Annotated in this window: 22 protein-coding genes; 7 read left to right on the top strand and 15 right to left on the bottom strand. The window is 71.2% G+C overall.

The window, feature by feature from the left end; all coding sequences use genetic code 11:
- Positions 1-5: 5 nt before the first annotated feature.
- Complete coding sequence (locus BJY14_RS33420) at positions 6-1295, top strand: alpha-glucosidase/alpha-galactosidase (RefSeq protein WP_179847257.1); 1290 nt, start codon at positions 6-8, stop codon at positions 1293-1295.
- Between the two features lie 4 nt (positions 1296-1299).
- Positions 1300-2325 carry an amidohydrolase family protein gene (locus BJY14_RS33415; RefSeq protein ID WP_218905700.1) on the top strand — a complete coding sequence of 342 codons (1026 nt, stop codon included), beginning with the start codon at positions 1300-1302 and terminating at the stop codon, positions 2323-2325.
- 44 nt (positions 2326-2369) lie between these two features.
- Here BJY14_RS33415 and BJY14_RS47450 read toward each other — a convergent pair whose 3' ends face one another.
- The 5 genes from BJY14_RS47450 to BJY14_RS33390 all read right to left on the bottom strand — a co-directional run bounded on the left by BJY14_RS47450 (position 2370) and on the right by BJY14_RS33390 (position 7382).
- Positions 2370-3245, bottom strand: coding sequence for a carbohydrate ABC transporter permease (locus BJY14_RS47450; RefSeq protein WP_218905699.1), 876 nt, complete (start codon positions 3243-3245; stop codon positions 2370-2372).
- The gene (locus BJY14_RS33405; protein WP_179847255.1) at positions 3242-4198 is read right to left on the bottom strand and encodes a carbohydrate ABC transporter permease; all 957 of its coding nucleotides are present in this window, start codon (positions 4196-4198) and stop codon (positions 3242-3244) included. Before BJY14_RS33405 ends, BJY14_RS47450 begins: the two co-directional genes overlap by 4 nt.
- A complete protein-coding gene (locus BJY14_RS33400; RefSeq protein WP_179847254.1) occupies positions 4195-5478 on the bottom strand; it encodes an ABC transporter substrate-binding protein in 1284 nt (427 codons plus the stop codon). The genes BJY14_RS33405 and BJY14_RS33400 overlap by 4 nt, the downstream gene beginning before the upstream one ends.
- 102 nt (positions 5479-5580) lie before the next feature.
- Positions 5581-6729: a GAF domain-containing sensor histidine kinase gene (locus tag BJY14_RS33395; protein ID WP_179847253.1), complete on the bottom strand. Its 1149-nt coding sequence runs from the start codon at positions 6727-6729 to the stop codon at positions 5581-5583.
- Positions 6726-7382: a response regulator gene (locus BJY14_RS33390; RefSeq protein WP_179847252.1), complete on the bottom strand. Its 657-nt coding sequence runs from the start codon at positions 7380-7382 to the stop codon at positions 6726-6728. The genes BJY14_RS33395 and BJY14_RS33390 overlap by 4 nt, the downstream gene beginning before the upstream one ends.
- A 179-nt stretch (positions 7383-7561) precedes the next feature.
- Here BJY14_RS33390 and BJY14_RS33385 point away from each other — a divergent pair, with 179 nt between their 5' ends.
- Positions 7562-8512, top strand: a complete 951-nt coding sequence (locus BJY14_RS33385; protein ID WP_179849794.1) for a phosphoribulokinase — start codon at positions 7562-7564, stop codon at positions 8510-8512.
- 172 nt (positions 8513-8684) lie between these two features.
- On the opposite strand, the gene BJY14_RS33380 is transcribed toward BJY14_RS33385, so the two are convergent.
- From BJY14_RS33380 to BJY14_RS33355, 6 genes are all read right to left on the bottom strand, one after another.
- Positions 8685-9743 carry a potassium channel family protein gene (locus BJY14_RS33380; RefSeq protein ID WP_179847251.1) on the bottom strand — a complete coding sequence of 353 codons (1059 nt, stop codon included), beginning with the start codon at positions 9741-9743 and terminating at the stop codon, positions 8685-8687.
- Positions 9744-9848: 105 nt separating this feature from the next.
- Entirely contained in the window at positions 9849-10199 is a 351-nt protein-coding gene (locus BJY14_RS33375; RefSeq protein ID WP_179847250.1) for a hypothetical protein, read from the bottom strand.
- An 81-nt stretch (positions 10200-10280) separates the two neighbouring features.
- The gene (locus BJY14_RS33370; protein ID WP_179847249.1) at positions 10281-10748 is read right to left on the bottom strand and encodes a peroxiredoxin; all 468 of its coding nucleotides are present in this window, start codon (positions 10746-10748) and stop codon (positions 10281-10283) included.
- Between the two features lie 20 nt (positions 10749-10768).
- On the bottom strand, positions 10769-11197 hold the full coding sequence (locus tag BJY14_RS33365; protein ID WP_179847248.1) for a DUF3052 domain-containing protein: 429 nt from the start codon (positions 11195-11197) through the stop codon (positions 10769-10771).
- Positions 11198-11471: 274 nt separating this feature from the next.
- A complete protein-coding gene (locus BJY14_RS33360; protein WP_179847247.1) occupies positions 11472-11879 on the bottom strand; it encodes a secondary thiamine-phosphate synthase enzyme YjbQ in 408 nt (135 codons plus the stop codon).
- 73 nt (positions 11880-11952) lie between these two features.
- Positions 11953-12150: a DUF1918 domain-containing protein gene (locus BJY14_RS33355; RefSeq protein WP_179847246.1), complete on the bottom strand. Its 198-nt coding sequence runs from the start codon at positions 12148-12150 to the stop codon at positions 11953-11955.
- A gap of 284 nt (positions 12151-12434) precedes the next feature.
- Between BJY14_RS33355 and aceE the strand changes: the two genes are divergently transcribed.
- Positions 12435-15224, top strand: coding sequence for a pyruvate dehydrogenase (acetyl-transferring), homodimeric type (aceE, locus tag BJY14_RS33350; protein ID WP_179847245.1), 2790 nt, complete (start codon positions 12435-12437; stop codon positions 15222-15224).
- A gap of 468 nt (positions 15225-15692) precedes the next feature.
- Here aceE and BJY14_RS33345 read toward each other — a convergent pair whose 3' ends face one another.
- A complete protein-coding gene (locus BJY14_RS33345; protein ID WP_179847244.1) occupies positions 15693-16061 on the bottom strand; it encodes a VOC family protein in 369 nt (122 codons plus the stop codon).
- Positions 16058-16534, bottom strand: a complete 477-nt coding sequence (locus BJY14_RS33340) for an ATP-binding protein (RefSeq protein ID WP_179847243.1) — start codon at positions 16532-16534, stop codon at positions 16058-16060. The genes BJY14_RS33345 and BJY14_RS33340 overlap by 4 nt, the downstream gene beginning before the upstream one ends.
- 234 nt (positions 16535-16768) lie before the next feature.
- On the opposite strand from BJY14_RS33340, the gene BJY14_RS33335 reads away from it, so the two are divergent.
- Both BJY14_RS33335 and BJY14_RS33330 read left to right on the top strand, forming a co-directional pair.
- Positions 16769-17617: a helix-turn-helix domain-containing protein gene (locus BJY14_RS33335; protein ID WP_179847242.1), complete on the top strand. Its 849-nt coding sequence runs from the start codon at positions 16769-16771 to the stop codon at positions 17615-17617.
- Positions 17614-17820 carry a DUF397 domain-containing protein gene (locus BJY14_RS33330; protein WP_179847241.1) on the top strand — a complete coding sequence of 69 codons (207 nt, stop codon included), beginning with the start codon at positions 17614-17616 and terminating at the stop codon, positions 17818-17820. Before BJY14_RS33335 ends, BJY14_RS33330 begins: the two co-directional genes overlap by 4 nt.
- 163 nt (positions 17821-17983) lie before the next feature.
- Here BJY14_RS33330 and BJY14_RS33325 read toward each other — a convergent pair whose 3' ends face one another.
- Together BJY14_RS33325 and BJY14_RS33320 are read right to left on the bottom strand one after the other, a co-directional pair.
- On the bottom strand, positions 17984-18319 hold the full coding sequence (locus BJY14_RS33325) for a hypothetical protein (RefSeq protein WP_179847240.1): 336 nt from the start codon (positions 18317-18319) through the stop codon (positions 17984-17986).
- Between the two features lie 377 nt (positions 18320-18696).
- The gene (locus BJY14_RS33320) at positions 18697-19020 is read right to left on the bottom strand and encodes a hypothetical protein (protein WP_179847239.1); all 324 of its coding nucleotides are present in this window, start codon (positions 19018-19020) and stop codon (positions 18697-18699) included.
- Between the two features lie 404 nt (positions 19021-19424).
- Between BJY14_RS33320 and BJY14_RS33315 the strand changes: the two genes are divergently transcribed.
- Positions 19425-19565, top strand: coding sequence for a hypothetical protein (locus tag BJY14_RS33315; RefSeq protein WP_179847238.1), 141 nt, complete (start codon positions 19425-19427; stop codon positions 19563-19565).
- Positions 19566-19600: the final 35 nt, after the last annotated feature.

Below are 19600 nucleotides of genomic sequence, written 5' to 3'. Positions count from 1 at the left end.
AACCCATGGCACGCATCGTCTTCGTCGGCGCCGGCAGCGTCGAGTTCACCAAGAACGTCCTGTCCGACATCCTCACCCTTCCGGGGCTCGGCGCCTCGACCCTCGTCCTGCACGACATCGACGCCGGGCGCCTGGCCACGGCGGAGGCCATGGCGCGCTGGATGGTCCGGCACCTCGGGCTGCCCGCCGGGGTCGAGGCGCACACCGACCGGCGCGCCGCGGTCGACGGCGCCGACTACGTGATCAACGAGATCGCGGTCGGCGGGTACGCGGCCACCCGGATCGACTTCGAGGTCCCCGCCCGGTACGGGCTGCGCCAGACGATCGGCGACACGCTCGGCATCGGCGGTATCTTCCGGGCGCTGCGCACCATCCCGGTCATGGTCGCGCTCGGCCGCGACCTCGCGGAACTGGCCCCGCACGCGCTGCTGCTCAACTACACCAACCCGATGTCGATGGTCCCCCGCGCCGTGTACGAGGGGACGCCGTTCCGCAACGTCGTCGGCATCTGCCACTCCGTCCGCGACACCGAGGCCCGGCTGGCGCGGCTGGTCGGCGTCCCGCAGGAGGAGATCGGCTTCGTCACGGCCGGGGTCAACCACCAGGCGTTCGTGCTGAGGTTCGAGCGGCACGGCGAGGACCTCTACCCGAGGCTGGCCGAGGCGATCGAGGCCGACCCGGCGCTGCGGCGCACCGTCCGGGCCGAGATCTTCACGCGGTTCGGGCACTTCCCGACCGAGTCCAGCGTGCACGGCTCGGAGTACCTGCCGTGGTTCCTGCGCCACGACGACCAGGTCGAGCACTTCGGCGTCCAGGTCGGCGCCTACCTGGAGTGGTCGCGGGAGAACCTCGGCACCTACGAGGAGACCCGCCGCCGCCTGGACGCGGGCGAGGGCGTGGAGATCGAGCCGATGTCGGAGCTGGCCTCGGAGATCATCCACTCGGTCGAGACGGGCGAGCGCCGGATCGTGCACGGCAACGTCCGCAACGACGGCCTGATCACCAACCTGCCCGCGGACGCGTTCGTCGAGGTCCCGTGCGTGGTCGACCGGGCGGGCGTGCGGCCGGCGCGGATCGGCGCGATGCCGCCGCAGCTCGCCGCGCTCAACCGCACGTTCCTCAACGTCGGCGAGCTGACCGTCCGGGCCGCGCTGGAGGGCCGGCGCGACCACGTCCACCACGCGGCCATGCTCGACCCGAACGCCGCGGCGACCCTCACCCTCGCCCAGATCCACGACCTGGTCGAGGACATGATCAAGGCGCATGGGGACGCGCTCCCCGAAGGGATCCGCTAGCCCGATGGAGCTGAGCGAGTACCGGCCCCGGCCGCGCCTGCGCGTGCCGGGGTCGCGCGTTCCCCGCGCCGCGGTCCCCGCCGTCGACGCCCACAACCATCTCGGCCGCTGGCTGACCGGCGGATGGTCGGTTCCCGACGTCGGGCGGCTGCTGGCGCTCATGCAGGAGTGCGGCGTCCGCGCGGTCGTCAACCTGGACGGCCGCTGGGGCGAGGAGCTGGAGGCCAACCTCGACCGCTACGACCGCACCCATCCGGGCCGGTTCGCGACGTTCTGCCACGTGGACTGGGACGACCTCGCCCGGACCGGCGGCCGCGGGCTCGCGCCGAGCCTGCGCCGGTCGGTGGCGGCGGGCGCGCGGGGGCTGAAGGTCTGGAAGGACCTCGGGCTGCACGTCCGGGACGGCGGCGGGCGGCTCGTCCTGCCCGACGACCCGCGCCTGGCCGAGCTGTGGGAGGCCGCGGCCGACCTCGGCGTCCCCGTCGCGATCCACACCGCCGACCCGATCGCGTTCTTCGACCCGGTCGACGAGCGCAACGAGCGGTACGAGCAGCTGCTCGCGCATCCCGACTGGTCCTTCGCCGACCGGGAGCGCTTCCCGAGTTTCGAGCGGCTCATGGACGCCCTGGAGGCGGTCGTCGCCGCGCATCCCCGGACGGTGTTCGTCGCCGTCCACGCCGGGTGCCAGGCCGAGGACCTCGGCCGGGTCGGGCGGATGCTCGGCGCCTACCCGAACCTGCACGTCGACATCGCGGCCCGCATCGCCGAGCTCGGCCGGCAGCCGCGCGCCACCCGCGCGCTGATCCTGCGGTTCCCGGGCCGGGTGCTGTTCGGCACCGACGAGTTCCCCCCGGACGCGGACACCTACGCCACGCACTTCCGGTTCCTCGAAACGCTGGACGAGCACTTCCCGCACTCCGCGGAGGACCCGCCGCTGATGGGCCGCTGGCGCATCAGCGGGCTCGGCCTGCCCGGGCACGTCCTCGCGTCGGTCTACGCCGACAACGCCGCTCGCCTCCTCGGCATCTGAGGAGGCGGTCGGCCCCCGCGCCCCGAGTGGCGGGGGCCGACCGGTCACCCCTTGACGGCCCCGGCCAGCGCCTGGACGAACCGCCGCTGGCCGACGAGGAACACGATCAGGACCGGGACGGTGGTCAGCACCGTGCCGGCCATGATCTGCGGCCAGTCGGCGCGGTGCTGCCCCTGGAACGTGGCGAGCCCGGCCTGCACGGTGTAGTTCTCCTTGGACGAGATCGCCACCATCGGCCAGAACAGGTCGTTCCACGCGTAGATGAAGGTGATGACCGCGAGGGCGGCGAGGGCCGGGCGCGCGACGGGCAGCACGACGCGGAAGAACACGCCCCAGCGCGAGCAGCCGTCGATCCGGGCGGCCTCCTCCAGCTCGCGCGGGAAGTTCTGGAAGAACGAGGTCATCAGGTAGACGCCGAGCGCGGAGGCGAGCTGCGGCGCGATCAGCGCGCCCAGCGTGTTGATCAGGTGCAGCCTGTTGAAGATCAGGAAGGTGGGGATCACGGTGAGCTGGAACGGGATCAGCGTCGTGGCGATCACCAGCGCCAGCGTGACGCGCCGCCCGGCGAACCGCAGCCGCGCGAACGCGTACCCCGCCATGCTGCACAGCACGACCTGCGACGCCACGATCGCCGCGGACACGATCACGCTGTTGAGGAACCAGCGCGGGAACTCCGAGCCGGCGAGGAGCTCCCGGTAGCCGGTGAGGTCCACGCCCGGCGGGACGAGCGGCGGCGGGAACCGGTTGAGCTGCGCCCTGGTCATCACCGACGCGCCCAGCATGTAGAGGAACGGCAGCACCATCAGCAGCGACAGCGGGGCCAGGGCCAGGTGCCGGGCGCTCGGCCGCCGCCGGGCGCGCCGGGCGGCGGGCGCGGGCCCGGCGGGCGGGGGCGCGGTGGTGACGGGTGCGGCGGTCACAGCAGGAACCCCTTCCGGCGGCCGAAGACCAGGCCGGCGACGATGGTCGCCAGGCTGCCCGCGAACAGCGTGTAGGCGACCGCGGCGCCGTACCCGGCGGTGAAGTACTCGAAGGCGAGCTGCCAGACGTAGTAGACGATCGTGATCGTCGAGTTGACGGGGCCGCCCTTGGTCGTGGTGAGCAGCAGGTCGAAGAACTGGAGGCAGTCGATGAGGCCCCAGACGGCGAGGAACAGCGAGATCGACCGCACCGACGGGACGACGATGTGCCGGAACGTCCGCCACGGGCCCGCGCCGTCGATGGACGCGGCCTCCATGACCTCCTTGGGGATCTCCTGGAGCGCGGCCAGGTAGATCACGACGTTGAAGCCGAACTGGGTCCAGACGAAGATGCCGGTGATGACGAGCATCGCCTGGGACGGGTCGTCCAGGAAGCCCTGGGCGGGCAGCCCGGTCCGCGTGAGCAGGCCGTTCACCACGCCGAAGTCCTTGTCGAACACGAAGGCCATCAGCAGCCCCTCGGCCGCGGCGGAGGCGACGAACGGCACGAGGAAGCAGGCGCGGTAGAACCCGATGCCCCTGATGGGCTTGTTCAGCAGCAGCGCGACCGCGAGGCCGAGCAGCAGCGAGACCGGGATGTAGAGGCCGACGAGCTCCGCCGTGTTGCGGATGGACTTCCAGAACACCGGGTCGTGCGCCAGGGTCCGGTAGTTGGCCAGCCCCACGCCCTGGCCTTCCGACACCAGGTCGGAGTCGGTGAGCGAGAGGCGGAACGCCCAGCCCATCGGCAGCAGCGAGAAGCCGAGGACCAGCAGCGTGGACGGGCCCGCGAACGACCACGCGGCTGCCTGGTCGGTGAGCCGCCGCCGCACGTTCCGGCCGCCGTCCGGGGGGCCGCCGGGGTCGGCGGGGGCCCGGCGGCCGGCGCCCCGGGTGGCGGTCGCCGCGCTCATTGGCCGGGTACCGCGAGGAGCGCGTCGGACTTGCGGGCGGCGTCGTCCAGCGCGCTCCGCGGGTCGGACCGGCCGAGCAGGACGGACGCGATGGCGTCGGCGACGAAGCCGGAGACGCGCGGGTACTTGGCGGTCACCGGCCTGATCTGCTTGGCGTTGGCGAGGTTGTCGGTGACGACGCCGATCCCCGGGTACCTGCGGACGAAGTCCTGGTAGCCGGGCAGCCTGGTGACCGCCTGGCGGGTCGGCAGCGAGCCGGTGCCCATCATCCAGACGAGCTGCTGCTCGGGCTGGGTCAGCCAGGTGAGGAACTCGACGGCGGCCTTGACCCGGCGGTTCCCGTGGTCGAACACCGCCCAGTTGTCGGGGCCGGAGACCGTCTGGTGGTCGCCGTTGGTACCGGGCAGCGGCGCGATGTCGTAGTCGATCCCCGCGGCCTTGACGTCGTTGAGCACCCACGGGCCGGACAGGAACAGCCCCAGCCGGCCGGACTCGAACAGCTTCTGGCCCTTCTCTGCCGGGGTGGAGTCCAGGTAGACGGACTTGTCCTGGACGGCCATCTGCTGCACCAGCGTCAGGGCCCGCACTCCCTGCGGCGAGTTGAAGGCGGCCTTCTTGCCGTCCTGCGACAGGATCGAGCCGCCGTTCTGCCAGAGCAGCGGCCACAGGCTCCAGGTGGTCTCCTCGCCGCCGCTGACCGCCCAGGTCGTCCCGTAGGTCTTGGATCCGGCGTCGGTGAGCTCGCGCGCCATCGCCCGGAAGTCCTCCCACGCCCAGTCCGGCGACGGGGGCTTCAGCCCGGCCTTGGCCAGCAGCTTCTTGTTGTAGAGGACGGTCAGGTCGTCCACCACGGCGGGGAACCCGATCACCTTGCCGTTGACGGTCGCCGTCTGCCGGGCGTTGGGCCAGAAGTCGTTCCAGCCGGTCTCGGGGCCGCCCACGTACTTCTTCAGGTCGGGCACCTTCGGGCTGCGCGCGAGCGCGGCCCCCCACGACCCGTACATGTAGGCGATGTCAGGATAGGTACCTGCGGCGAACCCGGCGGTCACCTTGGGCAGCATCGTGTCGGCCGTGGCGCCGCCGGAGTCCATCTTCACCCTGATCCCCGGGTGGCTCTGGTTGAACGCGCCGACCAGCTTCTCCAGGGACTTGGCCGCGCTGTCCTCCTGGCCGTGCCACATGACGAGCTCGACGGTGCCGCCGGAGTCGCCGCCTCCGGACGAGGAGCAGGCGGCGGCGCCGAGCAGCACGGCCGCGAGGATCGGGACGAGGTTCTTCAACGGGATCCCTCCGCTGCTCTGGATTTCCGCGATACGGAATACAGTTCCAGGATGCGGCAAAAGCTAGCAGCGGGCGGCCGCGCAGGTCAAGGCTCCGCCGGTTCAGGGCCGGCGGCGTCCTGGGATGGGGACGACCGCCTCGACGGTCGTGCCGACGCCGGGCCGGCTCGTCACCGCGACCCGCCCGCCGAGCAGCTCGGCGCGCTCCCGCATGCCGCGCAGCCCGTAGGAGTCGGGGCGGCGGCCCCGGCCGCCGCGCGCGAGGACGTCCCGCATCGAGAAGCCGGACCCGTCGTCGGCCACCTTCAGCCGGACCCGGTCGCTGGAGTGCTCCAGCAGCAGGTCGACGCGGCTCGCCGACGCGTGCCGCAGGCTGTTGCCGACCGCCTCCTGCGCGATCCGGTACAGCGCCGTCTGCACGTGGTCGGGCAGCTCGTCCTCCAGCTCGCCCTCGACGGTCACCGTCACGTCGAGGGCGCCGTGCCCGCCGGAACCGTCCCCGGCCTCGCGGGCGAGGGTGGCGAGCGCCGCCGACAGGCCGAGGTCGTCCAGGACGGGCGGGCGCAGCCCCCCGATCGCCGCGCGGGTCTCGGCGGCGGCCAGCTCGCACAGCCGCCGCGCCATCATGATCTGCGCCAGCCCCTCGGGGTGGTGCTCGGGCAGCGCCCGCTCGGCGGCCGACAGGTGGAAGCCGAGGCTGGCGAGCCGCTGGGCGATGCCGTCGTGGATCTCCCGGCTCAGCCGCGACCGCTCGGCCTCCTGCGCCTCGACGGCCCGCTCGGCGAACCGCTCGGCCGCGTGCTCGCGCTCGCGCGCCGTCCGCAGCCGGCGGCACGACGACAGCACCGGCGCGAACAGCCCGGCGAGCGCCGTGACGAGCGCGACGTCGCCCGGCGGGCACGGCCCGGCGGACCGGACGTCCACGACGGCGATCACGATGCCGTCGCCGTGCACGGGGACCGCGGCGCCCCGCCCGTCCGGGTGCGCGCGGGCGCGGCCGTGCGCCGCGACCCGGCCGACCTCGCCCTCCCCCAGCGGCACCGGCGCGCCCCGCCATTCCAGGACGCGCTCCTCGTCGTCCAGGACGTACACGTCGCAGAACGTCAGCGCCCGCGCGGACCGCACCACCAGCTCGGCGAGCCTCTCGGCCATCAGCGGCAGTTCCCGGTCGGAGCAGGCCACGCCCGCGACGCGCACGAGCAGGTCGCTCCCGCGCCCGGCGAGCAGGTCGAGCGGCCGCGCGCCGGTCACCGGAACAGCCCCTCGCGCAGCGCGACGGCGATCGCCGCCGACCGGTCGGCCACCTCCAGCTTGCGGTACAGGGCGCGCAGGTGGCTCTTGACCGTCTCCTCGCTGAGCACGAGCCGCGCGGCGATCGCCTTGTTCGACAGGCCGCCCACCAGCAGCGACAGCACCTCGCTCTCGCGCTGGGTGAGGCCGCGGTTGGCGCCCGGCCAGAACTCGCCGCGGGTGAGCCGCGCCGCGGTCACCGCCATCCGCCCGGCGAGCGTCGGGTCGACGACCGTCTCGCCCTGCGCCACCTCCTCCAGCCGCCGGACCAGCTCCGGGCCGTCGACCCGCTTGAGCAGGTAGCCGCCCGCCCCCGCGCGCAGCGCCTCGAAGACGTACTGCTCGTCGTCGTACACCGACAGGAAGACCACCCGGGCCTCCGGGACGCGCCCGGTGATCAGGCGGCACAGGTCGAGGCCGCTCTCGGGACCGAGCCGCACGTCCAGCAGGACGACGTCGGGGCGCAGCGCGGTGACCAGCCGGGCCGCCTCGTCCCCCGTCCCCGCCTGCCCGACGACGCGCACCCGGCCGGAGAACCCGGCCAGCATCGCGGTCAGCCCGGCGAGGATCATCTCGTGGTCGTCGACCAGGACGACGCGTACGGGGACACCCATCCCGGCACGATAACAACCCAAGCTACTCACCAGTAGCCCCCGCCGGGCAAGGCCTCCCGCGGTTTCACCCCCGCTCTCCCCTGATTGGGGGACGAGCCGCCGCCCGGACCCGCCTACGCTGCACAGCGAAAACCGGATTCCGCAGGACGGAGGAGTCAGTGCCCCATCGGATCGTGCATATGCTCCGGGCGCGCGGGTCGGGCCGCCGCCCCGTCATGCTCGCCATCGCGGGGGACAGCGCGGCGGGCAAGACCACTCTCACCAGGGGGCTTGTGCGATGCCTGGGGGCGGACCGGATGACGGCGGTCTGCGTGGACGACTACCACCGCTACGACCGCGCCGAGCGGGCCGGGAAGCCGTTCACGGCGCTGCACCCCGACTGCAACCACATCGACATCATGGAGCAGCACCTCCAGCTGCTGTCGATGGGCGAGCCGATCCTGAAACCGGTCTACGACCACGCGACCGGCGAGCTCGTCCGGCCGGAACTGGTCGAGCCCCGCGACTTCGTGATCGTCGAGGGGCTGCTCCCGCTGCACACCCGGCTCGCGCGGGCCTGCTTCGACATCACCGTCTACCTCGACCCGCCCGAGCCGCTGCGCCACTCCTGGAAGGTCAGGCGCGACTGCGACAAGCGCGGCTACAGCCCCGAGCAGGTGATGGCGGAGCTGACCCGCCGCGAGCCCGAGAGCGCCGCCTACATCCGCCCGCAGCGCAAGCACGCCGACATCGTCGTCCGGTTCGCGCCGGTCGCCGGCCGCCTCGACCCGCCCGGCACCCCGCTGTCGGCCGAGCTGCTGCTGCGCCCCACCATCGACCACCCGGAGCTCGCCGACGTCCTGGAGAGCGGGCCCGGCGACACCGAGACGGCCATGCACCTGCGCCTCCACCGCGACACCGACGGCCGTCCCGTGGACGCGCTGCACGTCCACGGCTACGTCTCGCCCGAGGAGTCGCGGGTGGTCAAGAAGGCCATCTGGGAGCGCCTCGGCCCCCGCGCCGGGACCGCCCTGCCCGATCGGGACGCCCTCGGCCGCATCGGCGACACCGGCACCAGCGACCCGCTCGCCATCACCCAGTTGCTGCTGCTGTACCACCTGCTGGACGCCGACCAGCGCCAAGCCGCATGAGCGAAGCGAACCGGGGGGTGTGGGGGGTCGCCCCCACAAGAAACACGCATGAGCTGATGAGACTCCGCGTGCGTGCGGGGAGGCCCCGGGGTCTGGACCTGTGCCCCGGGCCGCACGCCCGCGGCCGCCGGGAGGGCGCCCTCAGCGGGCGCGAGGGGCGTCCTCCCGGCCCCTACAGCTCGTGCCAGGGGATCTCGGGACGGTGGGTGGCGACGACCGCCAGCGACTGGCCGCCGCGGATCCTCTCGTCGGGGGCCGGCGCCAGGCGGAAGCGGGCGTCCGGGCGGTGCGAGTCGCCCACCGCGAGGAGCGTGCTCCCCCGGCGGAGGAGGGAGATCGCCACGTCGAGGCGGGTCCACTCGCCGGCGTCCTCGGGGACGTCCACGCGGTAGAGGGTGCCGTCGCTGTCGAGCGTGCTGGCCAGGTTGTGGTAGATCGCGGCGATGCCCGGATTGCGGATCGCGACCGCGGTCACCGCGGGATCGTCGATGTCGACCGGCTCGATGTTCTCGCCGACCAGCCGGAGGGCCTCGGTGATCTCGGCCCGCCGCCCGCCGTCGCGCACCCCCGCGAGCAGGTGGACGGCCGGGTCGCCGTTGCGCCGCAGGTAGGCCTCGACGGTCAGCATCACCCGCACCGTCTCGTCGTCGGTGCGGCCGACGACGAGGACCGTCCGCGCGTGCTCCAGGCAGGCCCGCTCGAAGGCGGTGTCGTCGAACGCGACGACGTCGTACAGCTCCGGGTCGGGGTTCTCCCCCGCCAGCTCCCCCGGCCAGAAGACGGTCACGACCGGCGTCTTCGCGAACTGCGGGTCGCCGCGCAGCTGCCGGATGATGGCGACCAGGCCGTCGCGTTCGTAGCCGACGATCACGATGTGCCGCCGCCTGTGCAGCCGCGCCTGGCCGTTGGCCCTCATCATGCGTCCCTTCCCCATCCAGAGCGTCAGCTCGGCGAACATCACCAGCCCGGCGGTGAGCCCGGCGATCATGATGAGCACGCCGCCGATCCGGCCGCCGACCGTGGTCGGGGACAGATCGCCGTAGCCGGTGGTCGTGCCGCTGACCAGGAAGTACCAGATGTACTCGTGGGGCTTCTTGATGTCGGCGCCCGGTTCCTCGAACACCGCGATGAGCAGCCAGCCCGCCACGAAGGCCGTGAGGAGGACGAGGGCGGGCGCGCGCCACGTCCGCCCGGTGATCCGGTGCACCAGGCGCATCAGCACGATCGGCATCCGCGAAGCGTGGCACCGGGCAAAATGCCGCGTCAAGCCCGAAATGCCCCGTGAAGGGCCAGGTCAGGCCACGTCAGGGCCACCGTCCGGAGACGGCCCGGGCCCTCAGGCGGCGGGGCCCCGCTTCAGGACGCGCGACAGCGCCGCCGCGACCTCCTCGGAAAGGCCCCCGTCGGCGGCCGGCTGGGCCCCCGAGGGGACGAGGTCGACCGTGCCCGGCTCGTCCCGGACGGCGTCGCGGGTATGGCCGCAGTCGCGGCACTCCACCTCGCCGAGCCGGCACACCAGCGCGGCCGAGCCGCACTCCGAGCAGCGGTCCAGGGCGTCCGCCCAGTCGTGGACGGCCTGGCACCGGGGGCAGATCAGGACCTGGTGGTCCGCCCGGACCCCGCGCTTCCACGGGCTCGCGCCGCGCACGGGGTCGGTCTGCCGCGCCCCGCAGCGGAAGCAGGGCATCACACCTCCAGAGGTGCGGGGGCCGGTTCCGGCCACCCGGACCGGATGGCCGTGCGGTGTGCCGGAACCGGTCCGTTTCGCTCAGAGCCCGGCGAGCGCCTTGCGGTACTCGTCGATGTCGCGTGCGTCCGGGATCGCGTTCACGACCTTCCAGCGGACCACGCCCTCGATGTCGATGATGAAGGTGCCGCGCAGCGCCACGCCCTTGGCCTCGTCGAACACGCCGTAGCGCTGCGCCGTCCCGCCGTGCGGCCAGAAGTCGGCCAGCAGCGGGAAGCGGAAGCCCTCCTGGTCGGACCAGGCCCGCAGCGCGAACATCGAGTCGACCGAGACCGCGAGCACCTGCACGTCCGCGCCCGCCCCCGCGACGAGGCTGGACAGCTCGTCGCGCAGCGCGCACAGCTCGCCCGTGCAGACGCCGCTGAACGCCAGCGGGTAGAACACCAGCACGACGTTCCTGGTGCCGCGGAAGTCCGACAGCTTCACCGGGGCGCCGTGCTGGTCCTTCAGCTCGAAGTCCGGCGCGGCGTCGCCTACGTTGACCGGCAAGAGTGTCTCCAGCCCCGGCGCTACTTGCGGACCTTGGGCGCGACCAGCCGCGTGCCGGACCACTCCTTGGCGGCGCTGACGCTGCTGGTCTGCGACAGGCCGGCGGTCTGCGCGGCCTCGCCGATGTCGCTCGGCTCGACGTGCCCGTCGCGGCCCGCCTTCGGCGTCAGCAGCCAGATGTTGCCGCCGCCGGTGAGCGGGATCATGGCGTCGGTCAGGCCCTCGAACAGGTCACCGTCCTCCTCGCGCCACCACAGCAGCACGATGTCGACCACGTCCTCGTAGTCCTCGTCGAGGAGCTCGTTCCCCGTGAGCTCCTCGATGGAGCGGCGGAGCTCCTCGTCCACGTCCTCGTCGTAGCCGATCTCCTGCACCACCTGGCCCGCCTTCAGGCCGAGCCGTTCGGCCAGGCTGCGCTCAGACTGCGCCTGACCCGCGGTCGCGCTCACGAAAGTCCTCCCATTGTCGTCAGTCCGCACGGTCCGTGCCCGTATGGCTCTCGGCCCCCCGGGACGGGCGGCCCGTCCGCACCCGTGCGGTGTTTGCGGGACAGTCCACACAAGTGTGGGCCCCTTGCGCAAGTGTCTTCCCGGCTTTTGGTGGCCCCATTGGCCCGATTACGAAGATCCCCGTCACAGCTCGCCCACTCACCGTGACCCCCAGAGGGTTCGCGCTGCTCATTCCAGCCCCTCCCGAGGAGGGGACGTTCCCCGCCTACGCTACTCATCCTTTGAGAAACGACAACCGCACCTGCCTGTCAGGGTTGTCAACATTAAGGTCGACCAGGGCCACCGACTGCCAGGTCCCCAGCGCGAGCCGCCCGCCCACGACCGGCAGGGTCGCGAACGGCGGCACGAGCGCGGGCATCACGTGCGAGCGCCCGTGCCCGCGCGACCCGTGCGCGTGCTGCCAGCGGTCGTCCGCCGGCAGCAGGTCTCCCAGGGCCGCGAGCAGGTCGTCGTCGCTGCCGGAGCCCAGCTCGATGATCGCCACGCCGGCGGTCGCGTGCGGGACGAAGACGTGCAGCAGCCCGTCCCCGCCCTGCGACGCGGCGAAACGCTCGCATTCCGCCGTGATGTCGTGCACGGCCTCACCGGTCCCGGTGGCCACCCGGACCACGGTGCTCTCCATGATCCCGTGTCTACCCCATCCGCGGCCCCGGACGCATCCGCGCCCGGACGGATCCGCGCCCGGCGCCCCGCGGCTAGCGGGACGCCTTCGCGCGCGGCTCGATGACCGCGTCCGGCCCCGGGTACACCAGGCCCTCGTGGCCGTCGTCGAAGCGGACCAGGAAGGGCGGGCCGCCGTCCGGGCCCCGCACCTCGATGATCTCGCCGGTCCGGTCGGGCTGCCCCACCACGTTGCCGTGGACGTGCAGCCGGTCTCCGATCTTTCCGTTCATCGTTCACCCCCAGGGCATGTGAGCACTCGTTCACTCCCCGCCTCATACGTTCCCCGCACCGTGCCTGAGGGAATCTCCCGGCCGAGTGAAAAAGGCAGGTTCCGCCGGGTCGGTCCGCGCCCTGACCGGGGAGGATGGTTACTGGTTGGTAGAGATGCGTTAGCCGTGATAACCGGCGACGATGGATCACAAACCATGGCGACGAACAGTCGGCCGGGACCGGTGGCCTCCCGCGCGGCGGCCCAGGTCTGACCTGCACAGACGGTAAGGACAGAGGGGACCCCGTGGCTTCCGGACGTCAACGCTTTTCGATCATCAGCGACGGCCTGCCGAGCCAGCTGCCCGACATCAACCCGGACGAGACCCGGGAGTGGCTGGAGTCGCTGGACACGGTCATCAAGACCGAGGGACGCGGCAGGGCGCGCTACGTGATGCTGCGGCTCCTGGAAAGGGCGCGCGAACTCCAGGTCGGGGTGCCCGGCCTGCGCAGCACCGACTTCATCAACACGATCCCGCCGGAGTCCGAGCCCTGGTTCCCCGGCGACGAGCACGTGGAGCGGCGCATCCGCGCCTACATCCGGTGGAACGCCGCGATCATGGTGTCGCGGGCGAACCGCCCCGAGCTCGGCGTCGGCGGCCACATCGCCACCTACGCCTCCGCCGCCTCGCTCTACGAGGTCGGGTTCAACCACTTCTTCCGCGGCAAGGACCACGGCGAGTCCGGCGACCAGGTGTTCATCCAGGGGCACGCGGCGCCCGGCATCTACGCGCGCGCGTTCCTCGAAGGACGGCTCCCCGAGGAGAAGCTCGACGGGTTCCGGCAGGAGCACTCGCACCCCGGCGGCGGCCTGTCGTCCTACCCGCACCCGCGGCTCATGCCGGACTTCTGGGAGTTCCCCACGGTGTCCATGGGCCTGACCGCGATCGACTCGGTGTACCAGGCCCGGTTCAACCGCTACCTGTACAACCGCAAGATCAAGGACACGTCCCGCTCGCACGTGTGGGCGTTCCTCGGCGACGGCGAGATGGGCGAGCCGGAGTCGCTCGGCGCGATCGGCCTCGCCGCCCGCGAGGAGCTCGACAACCTCACCTTCGTCGTCAACTGCAACCTCCAGCAGCTCGACGGCCCGGTGCGCGGCAACGGGAAGATCATCCAGGAGCTGGAGTCGTTCTTCCGCGGCGCCGGCTGGAACGTCATCAAGGTCATCTGGGGCCGCGACTGGGACCCGCTGCTCGCGCAGGACGTCGACGGCGTCCTGGTCAACCAGATGAACACGACGCCCGACGGCCAGTTCCAGACGTTCACCGTCGAGTCCGGCGAGTACATCCGGGAGAAGTTCTTCGGCGACGACCCGCGGCTGCGCAAGATCGTCCAGCATCTGTCGGACGACGACCTGCGCAAACTGTCGCGCGGCGGGCACGACTACCGCAAGGTCTACGCGGCGTTCAAGTCGGCCCGCGAGCACGTCGGGCAGCCGACCGTGATCCTCGCGCACACCATCAAGGGCTGGACGCTCGGCTCGGACTTCGAGGCCCGCAACGCCACCCACCAGATGAAGAAGCTCACCAAGGCCGAGCTGAAGGAGTTCCGGGACCGCCTCTACCTGGACATCCCCGACTCGGCGCTGGAGGCGCCGCTGCCGCCCTACTACCACCCGGGCGAGGACTCCGAAGAGATCCAGTACATGCGCGAGCGCCGCGCCGCCCTCGGCGGGTTCCTGCCGAAGCGGGTCGTGCGGGCCAAGACGCTCAAGCTGCCCGGCGACCCCGTCTACAGCGAGCTGAGGAAGGGGTCCGGCAAGCAGAACATCGCCACGACCATGGCGTTCGTCCGGCTGCTCAAGGACCTGATCAAGGACGAGAACATCGGCGCCCGGTTCGTCCCGATCGCCCCGGACGAGTACCGCACGTTCGGCATGGACTCGCTGTTCCCCACGTCCAAGATCTACTCGCCGCACGGGCAGACCTACGACGCCGTGGACCGCAAGCTGCTGCTGTCCTACAAGGAGGCCGAAAGCGGCCAGATGCTCCACGAGGGCATCAGCGAGGCGGGCTCGATGGCGTCCACCATCGCGGCCGCCACCGCCTACGCCACGCACGGCGAGCACATGATCCCGGTCTACATCTTCTACTCGATGTTCGGGTTCCAGCGGACCGGCGACCAGATGTGGGCGCTCGGCGACCAGATGGGCCGCGGGTTCCTGCTCGGCGCCACCGCCGGCCGCACCACGCTCACCGGTGAGGGCCTCCAGCACGCCGACGGCCACTCCCCGCTGCTCGCGGCGTCCAACCCCGCCTGCGTCCACTACGACCCGACGTGGGCGTTCGAGCTGGCCCACATCGTGAAGGACGCGCTGCGGCGCATGTACGGGTCGTCGGAGGAGCACCCCAACGGCGAGGACGTCTTCTACTACCTCACCGTCTACAACGAGCCGTACCAGCAGCCCGCCGAGCCCGAGAACCTCGACGTCGACGGGCTCCTCAAGGGCCTGTACCGGCACAAGGCGGCCCCGGAGGTCGCCTCCGGGAACGGCGAGGCGCCCCGGGCGCAGATCCTCGCCTCCGGCGTCGGCGGCCGGTGGGCCCTCGAAGCGCAGCGGCTGCTCGCCGAAGACTGGGGCGTCGCCGCGGACGTGTGGTCGGCCACGTCGTGGAACGAGCTGGCCCGCGAGGCCCGCGAGTGCGACGACTGGAACCTGCTGAACCCCGACGCCGACCAGCGCGTCCCGTACGTCAGCCGGGTCCTCGACAACGTCGCCGGGCCGATCGTCGCGGTGTCGGACTACATGCGCGCCGTACCCGACCAGATCGCGCCGTGGGTCCACGGCGACTACACCTCGCTCGGCACGGACGGGTTCGGGTTCTCCGACACCCGCGCCGCCGCCCGCCGGTTCTTCAACGTGGACGCCGCGTCGATCGTCCTCGCGGTGCTCACCCGCCTCGCCCGCCACGGCGAGATCAAGCCGGAGACCCTCGCGGAGGCGATCCAGCGCTACCAGCTGAACGCCGAGGTCAGCGACGTCTTCGCGGGCGGCGTCGGCAGCGCCGAGAGCAACACCGGCGGCGACGCGTGATCTGTGTCCTCCCAGGGGGGCGACCCCCTGGAACCCCCGTCACGAGCCGGACGATCCTCACGCCACAGTGCGGGTGTGTTGTGTCCGTGCGGGTTCGCGTCGTGGCGCTGCGGTCACCCGGCTCGACGGGCCGTGCGACCTCCAGGCGCCCAGAGCGCCTTCCGGCCACCCGACCCGCGCTGTGTTCGCCCAGGGGGGCGACCCCCTGGAACCCCCGTTGCGAGCCGGGCGATCCTCACGCCACGGTGCGGGTTTCCGTGCCCGTGCGGGTTCGTGTCGTGGCGCTGTGGTCGCCCGGCTCGGCGGGTCGGGCGACCTCCAGGCGCCCAGAGCGCCTTCCGGCCGCCCGACCCGCGCCGATGGTTGAGGTCAGGGCGGTGACGGTGATCGCGGAGGTGTAGGCCGCGATCATCAGCCCGCGCGAAGGGCCCCGGGGATTCGCTCCCCGGGGCCCTTGCGCGTCCGGCGTCAGGACGACGGGGGCGTGAAGACGCCGAAGGTGTTGCCGGACGGGTCCTGCAAGTAGGCGAACTTGAGGCCCTTGCCGGTGGTCAGCGGCGGCATGGCCACCTTGCCGCCGGTCTTCACGGTCTGGTCGCAGACGGCGTCGACGTCCTCCACGAGGACCAGGAACATCGCGTGGTTGCGGGACGCGTCCGGCTCGTGGGAGATGCCGCCGGCCGGCACTTCGGCGCCCGGGTAGCTGACCAGGTCGTAGCCGTCGCCGTCGGCCCCGAAGTTCCAGCCGAACATGTCGCCGTAGAAGCGGCGCGCCTCCTCCGGCGCGTCGGTGCCGATCTGGAACCACGTGACGGTGTTGAACGCGGGAACGGTCATTGTTCTCCTCCTTGGAACGCTGCTGCCAACAGCGTGGAAGAGCCCCGCGACAGCCCCCTGTCGGAGTTTTCGGACGAGTTCTCGGAACGGAACTCCGCCCACACAATCGTGCGGTCGCCGTCCGTCCGGTACCCCCAGCGATCCGAGAGCGCTTCGACGACCCGCATCCCGCGTCCGCTCTCGGAACCGTCCTCCGCCTTGACGCGGGGACGCCTGCCGTCCGCCCCGTCGTCGGCGACCTCCAGGCGGTGGACGCCCTCCCCCGCCAGCAGGCTGACCGTCACCCAGCCGCCATCGCCCGAGGCGGTGTGGGTGATGGCGTTGCAGACGGTCTCGCTTCCGACCGTCATCAGGTCGTCCAGCCCGGGATGGCCCGGCGGCAGCATGTCCCGCAGGAACCGCCGCGCGTTCCGCACCGACCGGTGGACGCCCGGCAGCGTCACCGCGCCGAGCACGACGAGTTCGCCGCTCATCACCCCGCCACCCACGACACTCCACGCCGGGCCGCGGCGGGCGGCGCCTCCCGTTTCGGCGGGGTCCTTCTCGTCTCGGGCGCTCCCATCGTGCGCCTCCCTTCGATTCGGAGTCGCCCGCCACACTCACCGCCCGAAGCGCTCGTGTCCTGGGGCCTGAACGTTCTCCGACTGAACGTTCAATCGGCCGCCATTCCGTGTACGCGCCGCCACGCTCGGTGACACTCTTGAAAGATGCCTTCCGGGAACGCCCCCACCGTTCGCCAGCGCCGGATCGGCTCGGCGCTCCGCAAAGCCCGCGACCACCACAACCTGACCGTCGCCACCGCGGCCCGCCGCTTCGGCCGCTCACAGGGCTGGATGAGCATGGTCGAGAACGGCCTCCAGGCCATAGCCCCCGAAGAACTCAACGACTTACTCGACCTCTACGAGATCGAACACGGCCCCCTCCGCCAATCCCTCCTCCACCTCGCCACCCACAAACCCGGCAAGTGGGAACGAGCTTGGGAAGGTCGCATCTCAGCCGCCGCTCTCGACTTAGCCAGCCTGGAGGAAGAGGCCGCCGAGATCCGTAACTTCGAGTCCAGCGTCGTCCCCGGTCTCCTACAGACCCCCGACTACACCCGCAAGCTCATCGCCGTCGGACCGGCCAAACACAACACCAAAGTACTGATCGACTTCCGACTGTCGCGCCAGCGGGTGCTGAGCCACCCCGACCCGCCCCGCTACATGCCGATCATTGCGGAGGCGGCCCTCCGCAACCAGGTCGGCGGTGATCCTAGAATCCTGCGTGCGCAACTGAGGCACCTAAGCGAAGTAGCCCAGCTAGATCACGTGGAACTGCGTGTTCTACCTAGCAAAGTCAGCGAATACCTGTGGCTAATTACCCCGTACACCCTTATTTCTCTTCGCCCACCGGGCCGACTCACCGTGTCCGTAGGCGACCAGCTCAACAGGAGCATCTTCATAGAAGACGAGGATGAGGTTTCGGCCCATGAGGAAATCTTCGAACTCCTACTCTCAGCAACCCTGAACAGGACGGCTTCGCTGGCGCTCATCGACGAGGTAGCGTCGCAAGCATGAGCATCCCCGTGTCGCCTCACACTCGCTGGCGCAAGAGCACCCACAGCGGCGGTGTCGAAAACAACTGCGTCGAGGTCGCCGATCTCATCGGCCTCATCGGCATCCGCGACAGCAAGAACCCCACCGCCGGACACCTCACCCTCACCCGCCAACACTTCACCAGCCTCCTGACCCATCTGGCATCACAGCCGTCTGGTGGATGAGGCTGTCCGGGCCTGCCTGGCGTCCCGCCGTGAGGAGATGCGTCAAGCCATGCTCGACAACCTTCGCAAGCTTGACGGGTCGGCCGCCTCCAGCGTCTGCCTCCTGACCGACACCCCGGCCGAGGACGTCGAACGACTCGGCGGGATCAGCGAGAGCATCTGATCATCCGCTGATCACGCCCGATAGGCGCAGCGGGAAGAGGAACACGAACACGTAGGCCATCACCGGCACCGCGAACATCATGATCTTTATTTCCTCGCGGAGCACAGGGTCCACGTCGCGGGTCCGGGCCCGAGTGACACGGGCGTTGGGAAGGGGGGCCGAGCAACTCACCGGCGACGGCTCGTCCTCCAGCAGGCAGGTCAGGAGGATGCTCTGGCGACGGCCGATCAGCGCGGGGCCGACCAGCAGCGCGGTCCCCTCGAAGCGGACGGACGGACTCGGCGTCGCCGAAGCCGAGTCGGTGACGGCGACCCGCAGAAGCTCCACGACCCGCACGCCCAGGTCCAGACGGATCCGGGTCCCCGTCGTCGAACGCGGCCCGCGGGACGTCTCGGCGCCCCCGGCCGGCCAGCAGCACCTCGGCCACGAAGGGGTGCTCCATCTTGACGCCGCGGTGCCGCAGTTCCAGCTCATCACGCACCCCGGCGGGCGCGGTGAGAAGCGGAGCGACGGTGCGCAGTCCGTAGATCAGCCGTTGCCGGGCGAACCGGGTCAGGCAGGTGACCGCGCGGGACTCTCACTCCATAGCAATCGCCCATGCCGGCCACACAAAGAACAAGGACCCGGTGGTACCGGGTCCTCGCGGTTGGTTCCGCCGGGTGAGAGCTGACCAACCGGCGGTGGCGTACACGGACACCGCCCCGATGGCGCAGTCAGTCGCCGTAGACCAGGTCGTAGACCAGGGCTCCGACGATGATGGCGAAGGCGCAGATGACTGAGATAAAGCCCAGGACACAGATGAGACTGCCCGGGACACCGAAGATAGTGCCGTCGGCGACAAGGCCGACAAGACTGGCTCCGAGGCCGATGGAGCCAAGCCCGATGGCGAGCCCCGCCAGCAAGTGGTGATCGTCCGAGGCGAGGACAAGGGCGCCGGCGACGCTTCCGGAAACGATGACCGCGAGGTCGCGCTTCGTTCGGTCCCACAGTCGGCGGAAGCCGTTGCTCAGGGCGTTGTTGGTGGTGACGCTCTTCATGACTTCTCCTTTGGTGTGAGTGCTAGCGCTGGGCGACAGGCACTGCCCCATTTGGGGCTGGCTCCCCGTGCTGAGGCACGGGCGATGTGTTTCACCGTTTCGGGCACAGGAGGTCCAGACGGGACGTCTTGCGCGCGCCCCCCAAGACCTCCCCGGGGACGTCTGGCGGACGTCTCCGCCAGACCTGGCGGTCTCGCCAGGTGCTCACGGGCTCCTGATCGGCGTTCTAGCGGCTGGCAGCGCGCGGCCATCCGGGCGGGGAGCGGCCCCCAGGCCGCACGCCCGGCCCGGCTGGCAGCGCGCCGGTCCGTGCGACGCGAGTTGCCAGGACCAGGATCTCGGCACTGTTCTTTATGAGGCGGCATCCACAAGGGAGCCGTCAACCCAAAGGAAAGGCGCAACCGATGGCTGACAAGCGAGACAAGTGGGCCGAGGGCACTGCCCACCAGTCTGAGGCGAACAAGACGGTTGGCATCGAAGAGGAGTCGAGCGACGCCTACCGTTCCGGTCCCCAGGACCAGCAGAAGCAGTCGGACCAGCAGTAGGGGCGCGACCCATGGCTGACTGCGACTGCGAACGG

The sequence above is a fragment of the Actinomadura luteofluorescens genome, assembly GCF_013409365.1.
Lineage (GTDB): Bacteria > Actinomycetota > Actinomycetes > Streptosporangiales > Streptosporangiaceae > Spirillospora > Spirillospora luteofluorescens.
The sequence above is the reverse complement of the archived record's forward strand: the minus strand, read 5'-3'. Positions and strand labels throughout refer to the sequence as shown.